This window comes from Sporomusa sp., assembly GCF_035561155.1.
Lineage (GTDB): Bacteria > Bacillota > Negativicutes > Sporomusales > Sporomusaceae > Sporomusa.
In genome coordinates this window covers 25,248-38,583 of the sequence record NZ_DATMYD010000080.1, presented here as the reverse complement: position 1 = coordinate 38,583, position 13,336 = coordinate 25,248, and the positions used below count along the sequence as shown (strand labels likewise).

The window sequence follows — 13,336 nt, the reverse complement described above, 5'->3', positions numbered from 1 at the left end:
CCACTAAGTATCCATTGCTGAATACTCCGTTCGACTTGCATGTGTTAGGCACGCCGCCAGCGTTCGTCCTGAGCCAGGATCAAACTCTCCAATAAAGTGTATTTATTGAAGCCGTTTATCGGCTCATTAAATCAAAAAAATTGTTTTTGTTTGTGCTACAAGTAGCACAACGCACATCTGGCATTTTATGATGCATTACTTTACATTGTTCAGTTTTCAGGGAACGAAACACACGGATGTGCAAGTGTCACGAGTGTGCCATGGATGGCACGCTTTCTCGGGACCGTTGTTACACTGCCGCAAGTGACAGCTTTTATATATTATCACACCAGCGTTGATGTGTCAATATATTTTTTTGCAATTTTCAATCGCACGTTTTGCGACTTCTACATAGTATCACATATCAACTTAGCTGTCAATATCTTTCTTGCTGTAAGGCATATCGAATGAGGTACATCAATCGAACGAGTAAGAGTTTAACACAGTCATTTAGCAGTTGTCAATTAAAAACAACTGCTGACCGGGTGTCCCGGTCAGCAGTTAACACTACCTATTCGCGATGACGCATGTGCGGGAACAAGATTACATCCCTAATCGAGTAGGAATCAGTCAAAAACATAACTAAACGGTCAATCCCAATTCCTAAACCGCCTGTGGGCGGCAAACCGTACTCAAGAGCATTAATGTAATCCTCGTCCATCATATGGGCTTCGTCGTCGCCGGCCATTCGCTGAGTCAATTGATCAGCAAATCGTCCATGCTGGTCAATCGGGTCATTCAGTTCCGAAAAACCGTTGGCAATTTCGCGGGCAAATACAAATGCTTCAAAGCGATCGGTTATCTCGGGATTATCTTTGTTGCGTTTAGCCAGCGGTGATATTTCTGTTGGATGCCCGATAATAAAGGTTGGCTGAATCAGATGCTGTTCACAGACTTCTTCAAAAACGTTATTTAAAATACCGCCTATGCCATGTTTCTGTTCATACCTAACACCAAGTTTATCAGCAACAGCACGAGCTTCAGCTACTGTCTTAACTTCGCTAAAATCTACCCCAGAATATTTTTTTATGGCTTCAGGCATTGTTAGGCGATTCCAAGGCGGTGTAAGGTCAATTTCCTGACCCTGATAAGTAATCTTGGTAGTGCCAAGAACGGCTTGCGCGACTCCGGCTACCACTTCCTCTGTTAACCGCATAACATCCTGATAGTCGGCAAAGGCTTGATAGAGTTCAACCATTGTGAATTCAGGGTTGTGTTTAATTGAAATACCTTCATTTCTAAAGACCCGGCCAAGTTCGTATACTTTTTCAAAACCGCCGACAATCAACCGTTTGAGGTATAGCTCAGGGGCAATCCGCATAAACAGTTTCATATCAAGTGCATTGTGATGGGTAATAAACGGACGTGCTGCCGCCCCTCCCGCGATCGGGTGCATCATTGGGGTTTCTACTTCCAAAAAGCCACGGTCATCCAGCAGTTGTCGAAAAGCTTTAATGATTTTGCTGCGCATAACGAAATCGTTACGCACATCAGGGCTAACTATTAAATCAAGATAGCGTTGGCGGTAGCGCATTTCAACGTCTTTAAGTCCATGCCATTTTTCCGGCAATGGACGAAGTGATTTTGCCAAAAATTCGAAACCATTGGCTTTAACACTGATTTCGCCTTTTTGTGTTGTAAAGACTACGCCTTCAATGCCAACAATATCACCAATGTCTAGGAGGTGAAATTGTTCATAGGCCGTTTCCCCCATTACATCTTGGCGAAAGTAAACCTGGATTCGGCCGGACATATCCATTACATGACCGAAACTAGCTTTACCATGCCCACGCACAGCCATAAGCCGGCCGGCGATTCGCACAGTTTGTCCTTCTAGTTCAGCATAGTTATCGATAATCGTCTGGGCATGATGAGTAAAGTTATATTTACGCCCAAAAGGCTCGATGCCTTGAGCGGCGATCTTATCCATCTTTTCCCGGCGAACTTTCATGAGTGCATTTAGTTCTTCTGTTGCCTGCTCTTTATCTTGGATTACATCTGATTCTGCCATGTACTTTCTCCCCTGTCTCACTTTCTCAGTGTCAAATTAATGCTGGCGTCTAATATCCATAATTTCATATTTCAGCATACCAGCCGGAACATTTACTTCCACAACACTGCCGACTTTTTGGCCCAGTATGGCCTGGCCAACAGGCGATTCATTTGAAATTTTAGATTCAGCGGGGTCTGCCTCGGCTGAGCCGACAATGGTATATTCAAGTTCATCATCGAATTCGAGGTCTTTTAGCTTAACGGTTGATCCTAACGCAACAACGTCTGTGCCAACTTCACCTTCATCAATAACTTTCGCATTACGCAGGATTTTTTCTAAGGTTAGAATTTCCCCTTCAATAAAAGCCTGTTCATTTTTTGCGTCCTCATACTCTGAGTTTTCACTGATATCGCCAAATTCAATCGCTTGCTTAATACGTTCAGCCACTTCCCGGCGGCGGACTGACTTTAAATGATCAAGTTTCTGCTCGATCTTTTTCAATCCGTCTATGGTCAACATAACGTCTTTTTCCATGGTGTCATTCTCCTCTTTATTATTAAATATTTGGCAAATTCGTGGTTGCAAATATTCTAAATATACTTGTAGATAGTGTATTCGATTTTACTTAAAAATTGCCCACCTCTCTGAAGAAAATTCCACAGATACGTGACTAAGGCAATATAAATAGTGTCAAGTAGAAACTTGACACTGTGGGTGGTAAGAGGCAGCCTGCCAATATGAAGGTCATCCTCTATTTTTCATTATTATAGGCATAAATAATCCTTTTGTCAATATTTTCTAAAGCACTCCTTTCTGCACCTGACTGGCTTTGACAGCAGCATTAGTTCTAATCATTCCTAGTTCCTGAGGGGTAATAGCCCTCTCAAAGCTGCGGAATCCGGCCAATTTGAAACCATGTTTAACAGCCAATTTATCAATAGTTTCGACTTGTTTTACTGTTAAGTCCCGCCCAAGTGTAAAGTTTTCATAGCGGCCTTCCAGCGCTAATATCATCGTTTCAGCCATACAGGCATACGCTGTTTTCGGTGGGAATCCAAAATTTAGCCCGAAATCTACATCACCGGGAATTTCGACAACCCCGCCCTCAATAACCAGCACATCATTGCGCAATTCAGCTACCCGCCGGGAGACATTGCGCGGCCTGGCTACATCGCAGACAATAGCTCCTGGCTTTAAATCCTCTGGCTCAATAATACTATCAAGTGCGCTGGTTACAGCTACAACAACATCAGCATTCCTAATGGCATGTTTAGTATTTGCCGTTACCCGTACGGCTAACCCTGATGCCTTCAAAATCTGTTTGGCAATTTTATCCAACTTAGCTTCGTCCCGGGCAGCCAGTGTTAAATAACGCACCTCACGGGCTAAAATCTGCGCGCAGGCCGCACCGATAGAGCCAGTCGCCCCTAAAATCAGTACATTGGCCCGTTCCAAGTCTATCCCCATAACTTTGGCTGCCTGGCGCGTACCTTCCAGCGCGGTAGCTACCGTATAACTATTCCCTGTGGTCACTGCAATTTTTAAATTTTTGGCTACTGTTATGCCGGCATCGCCGACAATGGAAGTAAAGGCGCCCAGTCCAACAATTTGGGCTCCCATCTTTTCTGCCACTCTTCCGGCCTTTATAATTTTATGGGTAACATACTTTTCAGGCATAGCCATCATTTGCCGGGATGTTAGTGGACAGCCAACAAACCATCCTTCGGCAGTATTATGCCCCGAGTCTATACCGCTAATATGAGAAACTTTAAATGGCGGTATGTATTTGATAATCCCTTCAACCACCCCGTCCGGCCAGTTACGGGTAAAAGAAAACTTGCGGCTAAAATCTTTGGCTTCAAGCGGATGAACTACAAAAGCAAATTTTTGCAAATACACGCGCCTCCTTACGTGAGTTTTTTAACTCTAGGTTCAATGCCTGTCTGTTCAATAAGACAGGTATAATCCTCTGCTGTCAGTTGTTCCGGTCGTTTACCCGATAAAGCCGTCAGTACGCCTTCTAAAATATTAGTACCGAAAGAACGTCCACCCATTTCCGGGGTAGTTGTCACCAACGTACTAACGCCCCGCTGCTTTAGCAGCACTTCATCGTCCTGGGTAACGGTATTGGTAATGACAAGCTTGTCGCTCATATTATCAGGCATGTATCTCCTTATAAAGTGGAAGTCACCTGCAATGATGGAAGCCTCACGGAAGTAGGCCTCAAATCTAGGCGTTACTTGCGTTTGTTTGCTACCGGTAGGATAAAATAAGCTAACTGGAAGTTTGGTGACAACAGGTGCGACAATGCTAGCCAGTCGTGCTAAACCGCTAAGTGTATTAATAGGTATTGGCAGTCCCAGTCCAAACATTAAATCGCCAAACACGGTCCGACTACCGGCCCCTACCAAGGCTTCTGCCAATCCAAACCGGTCAACAGCACAGACGACTAGCGCCTGTTTATCTTTAAAATTCAGTCCGTGTTTAGCTTCAAGATGAGGGACAACTCGCCGTTCAAGCGTATTTTTTATAGCGCTGCCATCAACTACCGGTGTTTTTTGGGCGTTAGCGGCTAACGCTGCCGATTCGCGGAAAGTATATCGCTTACTACCGGCGTAAATATATAAATCGGTTCCGCCAAGACCAATGGCATCCACTTGACCATCCATTTCACGAATCAGCCGGGCAGCAACCTGTTTATCACCGTCTGTACCAATTCTTTTAATAAGAAACTCTTTACCGCCAAATTCAGCTGTTGTAGTACCATTACGTTTTGATGAACCAAGACTTATGCTTACTACCTGTTTCATCTTTATATCCTCCAGGTTAAAACCGGAGCTGCCTGATGAGAGCACGAATATCCTCCGGATTGACATATTTATCTTCAGCAATAGGGGATTCACCAATTTGCACCCCGATTACCGCTTTGTCCAGCATAGTCTCAATTAGCTTAATCCTCATGTTTGAGCCAATAATAATGACTATATCATACTTGCGGACGTTTCCGACAATTTCCATGATCGTATTGAATAACTCTACACCACTTTTGGTTTGGACAAAATCCCAACGTTCTTGCTCAGACAAAACAAGGCAAAAATCAATACCTTCCTGCCTGGCCACAGCGTATATTTCCTGACAGTTTTTTAGGGGAAACCCGATGAGTGCTACACGGCCCCCTTTGCGAATCTCGCCAATTGTCTCAAGACGCGAAACAAAAGTGCGATCAACACCAACCTGACCTGCCACCTCCTGCTGAGATAGGCCATCTCGCCGTAATTCCAGAATTCGATCAACGGTCTGGTGAATTTTCTGGCGGTTGACAATCTTGTCGCCAATTCGAAGCAACACAGCTTGTTCATCTCCCACTTAGTATATGTGCACAAGGTTGTGTACATACATATTCTAGCATTTTTTTTACGCTTTAACAAGTTTTTCCATATAATAGGCGTTTGAAATAAAAGAAAACCGTTACCCCCATGGTTCAAAGGGAAAACGGCTGATTACTTTTTTATAGGTTTCAAGCTTTAATACAGTGTCATCATGCGCCATGCCTTTCTTGAGTCCTTGCAGTACGCGAACGCCTTGCTGCATAGTGAGGCCAATATCACCAGTGAGCTGAGACATGGTGGCGCGGCGGGCTTTATCAAGCGACTCGTTCAGCGACTTCCCGGCTTGTATGTTACCGACAAACTCCTGGGCCAGATAAAATTGCGCCAAATTGGTCATAGGATTGCCGCAGGCACCGCTGGCTGTCAATCCCAAGGCTTCCGGCAAAGTATGTTTTATACTGAACTCAACTGATTTTTTAAGCTCGTCCGTCTCCCTGCTCATGGCTTCAACCAGGGTACGGGCCGTACATAAGCCGTACGCATTTAAGGCCCTGATAACCGAGTGTTCAATTGTGTGGGCCTGCTCAAGCTCTACCAACCCGCCTAAGTTAGCCGTGATACTAACTTCCTGACCTGTTTCAAGATCAGTACCGTAGATAGTCACAGGAATATCGCTTTTATCGCGAAACTCGGTGTACCCGCCTTGAGGCGCCCAGCCGGCACCGGAGATTGCTGGATATTCCTTTCGCATCTTCTTTAGGTTGATGTGTTCGACATCATTAGAGTAGATATAGCTGCCAGCCGTTTGCATGGTATACCAACGGGCATGGCCCCTACCTTCCAGTTTGGCCATGAGCACAGGAATTTCAGTCCCCGTATCGTCGACCGCCGTATGATTCCAGATATTTATAATGCGGACAATTACCCCAACTGGGTATAAGCCCTGTTCTTCAACAATCCACGGACAAATAAGGATTTCCCGCCCTACCCCGACATCTAAGAGCAGTTGTCCGCCGTTTTCAACGATAAACATGCCAGTGATTGTTCCGCCCTCTGGCCTAGGCAGTATGCCGTTGGCGACGGGCATTATGAGCATATGCATCCTATCCCCCTGCGGAAAACGATATAAACGCCCATCTGCTTCGTTGCTCCTCAAAACAATTGCTTGCGTACGACTGTACGCGGCGCTGCTTGTTTTTCCGGTGCGCCTAGCATCTGGACATTTCTAATCGTTTTCCGGCTTTTGCACAAAAAGTCATAGTTTATTGGTTAATTCATTGCGATAATTTTCCATTATCCGAATGAAGTCTTCTCTGCTGGCTGCCTGGTTAAATTTAAGCCTGAGTTCAGCTGAGCTGGGCAGGCCTTTGGTATACCAGGCGGCATGGCTGCGCATTTCTCTGATGCCGATGTATTCGCCCTTGTGGTCGACGAGCATGTCAAGCTGCCGTAGCAGCATGTCAATCCGTTCACCGAGCGTAGGTAGCGGTAGTATTTCACCTGTTGCCAGGTAATGGGCAACCTGACGGAATATCCAGGGATTTCCTTGTGCCCCCCGTCCTATCATTATGCCATCGCAGCCGGTCTCAGTCAACATACGCTTGGCATCTTGCGGTGTGCGAATATCACCATTGCCGGTAACGGGAATGGTAACAGCCTGTTTTACCTCCCTGATAATTGACCAGTCGGCTTGCCCGGAGTAAAATTGCTCCCGGGTACGGCCATGCACACTGACAGCCGCCGCACCGGCCTGCTCGGCCAGCTTGGCGATATGGACAGCATTCACGCTATTTTCATCCCAGCCCTTGCGAAACTTAACGGTAACTGGCACAGTATCGGCAGCCTCAACGACTGCAGCTATTATGCGATAGGCCAGCTCGGGGTTGCGCATGAGCGCTGAACCCTCGCCGTTTTTTACAATTTTGGGGGTTGGACAGCCCATGTTGATATCAATAATATTTGCCCCGGAAGCAGCGACAATGCGAGCCGCTTTTGCCATACTGTCAGGCTCTGAACCAAATATCTGCAGAGCGACTGGTCTTTCCCGCTCATCAATAGCCAATAGTTTTTTGGTGTGTGCATTGTCGTATATAAGTCCCTTATCGCTTACCATCTCAGAATATACCAGCCCACAGCCCATCTCTTTGGACAACAGGCGAAACGGCAAGTCAGTAACCCCTGCCATGGGGGCTAAGATTACCGGATTGGCAAGCTCAATGTGACCGATGCGCATATGTTCCTCCTTCTATTATAGGGAACCGCTTAGAAATGCCATGGTGTAGGTGCGATGAGAAGATAGGCGTTTATAAGCAGTCTCAAAAGGCGGCCAGTGACTGGCCGCCTTTAGGATCCTATCTACCGGTTGCGTTCGTAAATAAGCCGCAGTCCTTCCAACGTTAGGAAGGTGTCTACCTTATCAATAGTACGGGACTCCTGGGCAATCAGGTTAGCCAGACCCCCGGTGGCAATAACGGTTGCCTGCTGCCCCAGTTCGTCACGCATACGCCGAACAATTTCATCCACCTGACCAACAAAACCATAAATAATGCCTGATTGCATACTGTTTATCGTGTTGCGGCAAATCACACTTTTAGGCTTGATCAGTTCTATACGCGGCAATTTAGCTGCCCGCTGGAACAATGCTTCTGTTGCGATACCGATACCAGGGGCAATCGCGCCGCCCAGGTAATCGCCGTTTTCAGCCAAAGCGCAAAAGGTAGTGGCTGTACCAAAATCAACAATGATAAGCGGACCACCATATTTTACATACGCAGCAATGGCATTAACAATACGGTCAGCACCGACTTCGCGCGGATTTTCATATTTAATACAAATACCGGTCTTGATTCCAGGACCTACGACAAGCGGCTCAACATTAAAATACCGCTGACACATCCTGGTTAAGGGTACCACAAGCGGCGGAACAACAGAAGAAATAACGATGGCTTCAATATCTTCCATTTTTAAACCGCGATAAGTAAACAGGTTGTAGATAAGAACGCCATACTCATCACCGGTTTTTTGCTTATCTGTCGAAACCCGCCAGTGATAATTAAGCTCTTCCCCCTCATAAACCCCCAAAACGATGTTGGTGTTGCCAACATCAAACACTAATAACATGAGTAAAAGTCCCCCTATATAGGCTACAGGCCGTCTTTCGTACGCTGAAATGACCTTTAGTTTATTAATCGTTATTATTGTACCTTAAAAGCGGGGAAATTGTAAATATACGACTGAATTCGACAAGCGTTCATCAGGCTATCTGCTTAGGTACAACAAGTCCGGTTTTTAAAAGCACCCGGCGAACCCGCACACCAATATAGACAGCCATCGCCGCCTTAACAAGATCTAACGGCAAAAACGGCCATACGGCTAAATTAAGCGCCCTTTCAAGCGGCATAGCTTTATGCAGCACATATTGAAAAGACAGCATAAAACCTGCCAAACCAATGCCGTAAATGATTGCCAGGCCCGCGAGCATCGCGGCAGCAGTGTACTTATATGTTAGTTCAAAGTGTTCCGCAACATAACCTACAATATACGTGCAAACAAAATAGCCGAGAATATAGCCACCGGTAGGACCAATTAAAACAGCGGCTCCGGCTTTTCCCTGAGCAAACACCGGCAGGCCAAATATGCCGAGCACCACCCACACAGCGACACTTGCCGGCCCTAAACGTTTGCCTAATATCATGCCTGCTAACAGCACAAACATGACCTGCATTGTGATTGGCACAGGACCAAGGGGAATAGAAACCTGCGAACTAACCGCAAGCAGTGCGGCGAACAAGCTTGTAAGCGCCATATTTTTAGTATTCATACTTACCTCCTTAATATGCGGCCTATTGTTATATACACGAAGCCGGGCGAATGGAGACATCACCGGCCAACACCCGTTCAAGGCCTTGCGATGTCTTAATTAAGAGCGCACCATCGGCATCAATATCAACAGCCACACCAGTAAAAGTGCGATCAATACCGTGGACGTCCACTTGCTGTCCGAGCGTAATTGACTGGGTTTTCCAATCGTCAAGCACTGACGCAAAGCCTGAGTTTTTAACGACAGTATAGACCCTTTCTAATTCAGCGAGGATGGCGGTAAGCAGCTTAACTCTAGAAACCTGACGGCCGGCAGCAACAGCCAGGGAGGTGGCGGTTGCTGCGATCTCACTGGGAAACTCCTGCTGGTCAATATTTACATTAATGCCCATACCAATAACGATATGGTTAATGGCATCCATCTCAGCACTCATTTCCGTAAGAATACCCACTACCTTGCGGCCATTCCACAAGATATCGTTCGGCCACTTAATGCCGCAGCCTGCGCCTGTCACCTCATTGATGGCCCGGTTTACAGCAACGGCTGCCATTAACGTGCATTTGGCAGCCTCCATCGGGCTAAACGGCGGCCGCAGCACAACTGACAGCCAAATCCCTTTGCCATGCGGTGAAAACCAGCCTCTTGCCAAACGCCCTCTCCCGGTTGCCTGAGCCTCCGCCACAACAATTGTCCCTTCCTGGCAGCCGTTTGTTGCCAGCTTTTTGGCTTCATTGTTAGTTGAATCAAGCTCACTGAAATAGTGAATTTCCCGCCCCAAAACAGTGCTCGTTAGCTGCGCTTTAATCTCTGCAGGTAGCAGCCTGTCGGTATTTTGCCGTAGCGCATAACCAAGCCGGGGATGAGCTTCAATTGCATAGCCATCCTCTTTAAGCGCCCGGATGTGTTTCCACACCGCTGTTCGCGATACTTTCAATGTGTGCGAGATGTCCTCGCCGGAAATATATTGTCCGGAATTTTTTTTTAACACTTCAAGTATTGCTGTCCTCAACGTACACTCACCCCAAGATATTGTTATTGTTATTGTTATTGTTATCTTTATAATAGAATACTGGTTAACGGTTGTCAATTAGACACTTATCTTTCACTCTGCATTTACAATAGGAACAGGAGTGTGATAGCATTTCTATAAGAGCACGCACGATATATAAGAGATGTGAGGTGACTTATGGAACAGATTAAAGTATTAGTGGCCGATGATGAGCCTAACATAACTGAAGTCTTGCAGCTTTATCTGGAACAGGAAGGATTTAAAGTATTCACTGCAGCAGATGGCCGTGAGGCATTGGCTATTGAAGAGGAGCACTGCCCCGATTTGTTGATTCTTGATGTCATGCTGCCCAGACGCTCGGGCTGGGAGATATGTGAAGCGATTAAGCGCAAAGTGCCTGTCATCTTTTTAACAGCCAAAAGCGGGGAAGCCGACAAGCTAATCGGGTTTTCCCTGGGCGCTGACGACTATATTACCAAACCCTTTAGCCCCCGGGAAGTCATGGCCCGCGTTAAAGCAGTGTTACGCCGCAGCGGTTTGATTACCGAATCCGGCGCCCGTCTGGAATTCCCGGGGCTCAGCATTGATCAAGCAGCCCTGGCTGTTCATTCTGGCAGCCAAAACACCCCCTTGTCTCCAAAGGAATTTGAACTGCTGATTTTTCTGGCCCGCCATGCAAAAATGGCATTTTCCCGCGACCAGCTCCTAACCAATGTCTGGGGCTATGACTTTGATGGAGCCGACCGCACGGTCGATGCTACCATTAAACGATTGCGTCAAAAAATCGATAATCCTGAATATAGCTATATCCACACCGTGTGGGGAGTAGGCTATAAATTTGAGGTAACTACCAAATGACCAGATCTATTTTTAGCAAATTACTGCTCTCCCATTTGATCATTATCTTGATTAGTATGCTGACCCTAGGGCTATTGATGTCCTATCTTGTACGCGACCATGTCATCGAAAACAAGCGCCGCGACCTCTTAGCCAAAGGCAGCGCCGCCGTGGCGATCGTAACACCGCTGCTGGCAGACGGTCAAAAACCCTCCAATGCCCTGCTTGATGCTATGGGTGACATGGCTGGTGGCGATATCTGGATCATGGACAAAACCGGCCAAATTATCGCCGGTCAGTCACCGGCAGGCTGGAAAAGCAGACGCCTTGAAAGATTGGCAGAATTATGGATCACTGCCGATTGGCAGGATGGCAGCGGTGCCCAGAGAATATTAACACCACGTCGCAGCGGCGAACCAGCCATTGTGGCTGCACTTCCCTTACCAGAGCAGGGTTCCGGCCAACAAACAGCGCTCTTTCTCTATTCACCGGTAACAGGCGCTACCCGTACAGCCCTGGCGCTTGAACAGTTACTTCTTTATTCACTGGGAGCGGGCATCCTAGCTGCCGTTTTGGTTGGTCTGCTAATGGCCCGCAGCTTAACCCGTCCCATTGCCGATATTAGCCGGGCAGCTGCCGCATTTGCCGGTGGTGACTACAAAAGCCGTACCACCGCTACCCAATCTGACGAAATTGGTCAGCTCGGCCGCACCTTTAACAGCATGGCGTCAGAGCTGGCTCAAATTGAACAAAATCGCCGCGAATTTTTGTCAGATGTTTCTCACGAACTAAAAACGCCAGTCGCTTCCATCCAGGCTTTAGCTGAGACTATGCTAGACGGATTAGCCAAGACACCCCAGCAGCGGGAGCGTTATCTGACAAGCATTGTCGGCGAAACTAAGCGCATTGGCCGGCTTGTCGGCGATTTACTTGACTTATCACAACTTGAGTCCGGTGAACTGACCATTGTCCGCGATCAGGTTTCTCCTGCAGATCTAATTACTGTCCATATCGCCAAATTGATGCCGTTTCTTGAAGCAAAATCGCTGACGATTACGACAGACCTTCCCGAAACGCTTCCGCCAGTCATTGCCGACCCCGACCGCCTCGACCAAGTACTAGCCAACCTGCTGACCAACGCCATTCGCCATGCCGTCTCCGGTTCGGTTATCGCCATCACAGCCCATACCCACCAGCAGCAAATAGCCATTGCGGTAAGCAACACCGGGCCAGGTATTCCGGCAGAACACCTGCCTCATATTTGGGAAAGATTCTACCGTGTCGATAAGTCCCGTTCCCGTGGCGACGGCGGCACAGGCTTAGGACTGGCCATTACCAAAAAACTGGTTGAAGCGATGGGCGGCACTGTCAGCGCCAGCAGTACGCCGGGGGAGACTACTACTTTTACAATTACTTTGCCTGCAAAACGAGAAGAGCATTCGTTTAAGTCACTCCTTTTTTAGATCGCTCATAAAGCCCAAGATCCCGCCTTTTTGTCATATTTTTGTCATAGCTCTTCGCTATTCTATACTTAACAGCCAAACAGCTGATGAGATAGATATACAAAATAAAATAGCGGAGGGATTTACGTGTTGTCAAAAAAATCTCGTAACGCAATTGCCGCCTTTGTTGCCGGTGCTTTTATTCTGGCTGGCATTGCTGTTCCTCTGGTCGCGCAGGCCACAGCAACTAACAACGACCGGCCTGCTCACCATCAGTGTCGTCAAGTTAATCCGGAACAAGCAGCTAAACGTCTGTCAGCAAAATTTGATCTGGATGAGACCCTAATTGCAAAATATCAAAAAGAGGGTAAAAGCGTCAAAGATTTAGGCCGCGCCGCCTTATTCGCCAAAGCCAGTGACAAATCTTTTGAGTCAGTGCTGGCCCTCAAAACAGATAAAAATACCTGGAAAGACGTTGCTAGTACACTAGACGTTGACAAGGAAAAGGTCAAAGCCGTTCGTCAGGAATTAGCCGCGAAACACATCTCCCAGAAGTTCAGCTTAAATCAAGGGGACATTCAAAACCTGTTCAACCAGGGTTACCACCACCGCGATATTGCGATGGCCGGACTACTTGCGAAACATAGTACCCAAACCATCGAACAAGTCATTTCTTTAAAAAAGGTCAATAACACTTGGCAGGATGTTGCTAAGGAACTCGGCGTTGACCTTAAAGCACTAAGAAAAGATATGAAACAGGCCAGGACAAACAACCATAACCCTATGACATAAACAGACAAAAGCGAGACTGCTTCACATACGCTCACACTGACCGGGGAGGCTTCTCCTCTAGCCTCTCCGGTCATG

Annotated in this window: 13 protein-coding genes and 1 rRNA gene; 3 read left to right on the top strand and 11 right to left on the bottom strand. The window is 47.0% G+C overall.

What is annotated here, in order from left to right; genetic code table 11:
• The 11 genes from VN447_RS10425 to VN447_RS10375 all read right to left on the bottom strand — a co-directional run.
• Positions 1-95, bottom strand: a 16S ribosomal RNA gene (locus tag VN447_RS10425); the annotation flags it as partial.
• Positions 96-550: 455 nt separating this feature from the next.
• On the bottom strand, positions 551-2,050 hold the full coding sequence (lysS, locus tag VN447_RS10420) for a lysine--tRNA ligase (protein WP_325525288.1): 1,500 nt from the start codon (positions 2,048-2,050) through the stop codon (positions 551-553).
• A 36-nt stretch (positions 2,051-2,086) separates the two neighbouring features.
• On the bottom strand, positions 2,087-2,566 hold the full coding sequence (gene greA / locus VN447_RS10415) for a transcription elongation factor GreA (protein ID WP_325525287.1): 480 nt from the start codon (positions 2,564-2,566) through the stop codon (positions 2,087-2,089).
• A gap of 264 nt (positions 2,567-2,830) precedes the next feature.
• A complete protein-coding gene (locus tag VN447_RS10410) occupies positions 2,831-3,925 on the bottom strand; it encodes a saccharopine dehydrogenase NADP-binding domain-containing protein (RefSeq protein ID WP_325525286.1) in 1,095 nt (364 codons plus the stop codon).
• A gap of 14 nt (positions 3,926-3,939) precedes the next feature.
• A complete protein-coding gene (locus VN447_RS10405) occupies positions 3,940-4,842 on the bottom strand; it encodes a quinate 5-dehydrogenase (protein ID WP_325525285.1) in 903 nt (300 codons plus the stop codon).
• Positions 4,843-4,858: 16 nt separating this feature from the next.
• Positions 4,859-5,380 carry a helix-turn-helix transcriptional regulator gene (locus VN447_RS10400; RefSeq protein ID WP_325525284.1) on the bottom strand — a complete coding sequence of 174 codons (522 nt, stop codon included), beginning with the start codon at positions 5,378-5,380 and terminating at the stop codon, positions 4,859-4,861.
• A gap of 120 nt (positions 5,381-5,500) precedes the next feature.
• On the bottom strand, positions 5,501-6,457 hold the full coding sequence (locus VN447_RS10395) for a hypothetical protein (RefSeq protein WP_325525283.1): 957 nt from the start codon (positions 6,455-6,457) through the stop codon (positions 5,501-5,503).
• Positions 6,458-6,616: 159 nt separating this feature from the next.
• A complete protein-coding gene (dusB, locus tag VN447_RS10390) occupies positions 6,617-7,594 on the bottom strand; it encodes a tRNA dihydrouridine synthase DusB (RefSeq protein ID WP_325525282.1) in 978 nt (325 codons plus the stop codon).
• Positions 7,595-7,716: 122 nt separating this feature from the next.
• Positions 7,717-8,481: a type III pantothenate kinase gene (locus VN447_RS10385; RefSeq protein ID WP_325525281.1), complete on the bottom strand. Its 765-nt coding sequence runs from the start codon at positions 8,479-8,481 to the stop codon at positions 7,717-7,719.
• Positions 8,482-8,614: 133 nt separating this feature from the next.
• Positions 8,615-9,181: a biotin transporter BioY gene (locus tag VN447_RS10380; RefSeq protein WP_325525280.1), complete on the bottom strand. Its 567-nt coding sequence runs from the start codon at positions 9,179-9,181 to the stop codon at positions 8,615-8,617.
• 28 nt (positions 9,182-9,209) lie between these two features.
• Positions 9,210-10,190, bottom strand: coding sequence for a biotin--[acetyl-CoA-carboxylase] ligase (locus VN447_RS10375; RefSeq protein WP_325525279.1), 981 nt, complete (start codon positions 10,188-10,190; stop codon positions 9,210-9,212).
• A gap of 177 nt (positions 10,191-10,367) precedes the next feature.
• On the opposite strand from VN447_RS10375, the gene VN447_RS10370 reads away from it, so the two are divergent.
• The 3 genes from VN447_RS10370 to VN447_RS10360 all read left to right on the top strand — a co-directional run bounded on the left by VN447_RS10370 (position 10,368) and on the right by VN447_RS10360 (position 13,261).
• A complete protein-coding gene (locus VN447_RS10370; RefSeq protein WP_325525278.1) occupies positions 10,368-11,048 on the top strand; it encodes a response regulator transcription factor in 681 nt (226 codons plus the stop codon).
• Positions 11,045-12,490 (top strand): HAMP domain-containing sensor histidine kinase, encoded by a 1,446-nt coding sequence (locus VN447_RS10365; protein WP_325525277.1) that lies wholly within the window; start codon positions 11,045-11,047, stop codon positions 12,488-12,490. Before VN447_RS10370 ends, VN447_RS10365 begins: the two co-directional genes overlap by 4 nt.
• A 129-nt stretch (positions 12,491-12,619) precedes the next feature.
• Positions 12,620-13,261, top strand: a complete 642-nt coding sequence (locus VN447_RS10360; protein ID WP_325525276.1) for a hypothetical protein — start codon at positions 12,620-12,622, stop codon at positions 13,259-13,261.
• Positions 13,262-13,336: the final 75 nt, after the last annotated feature.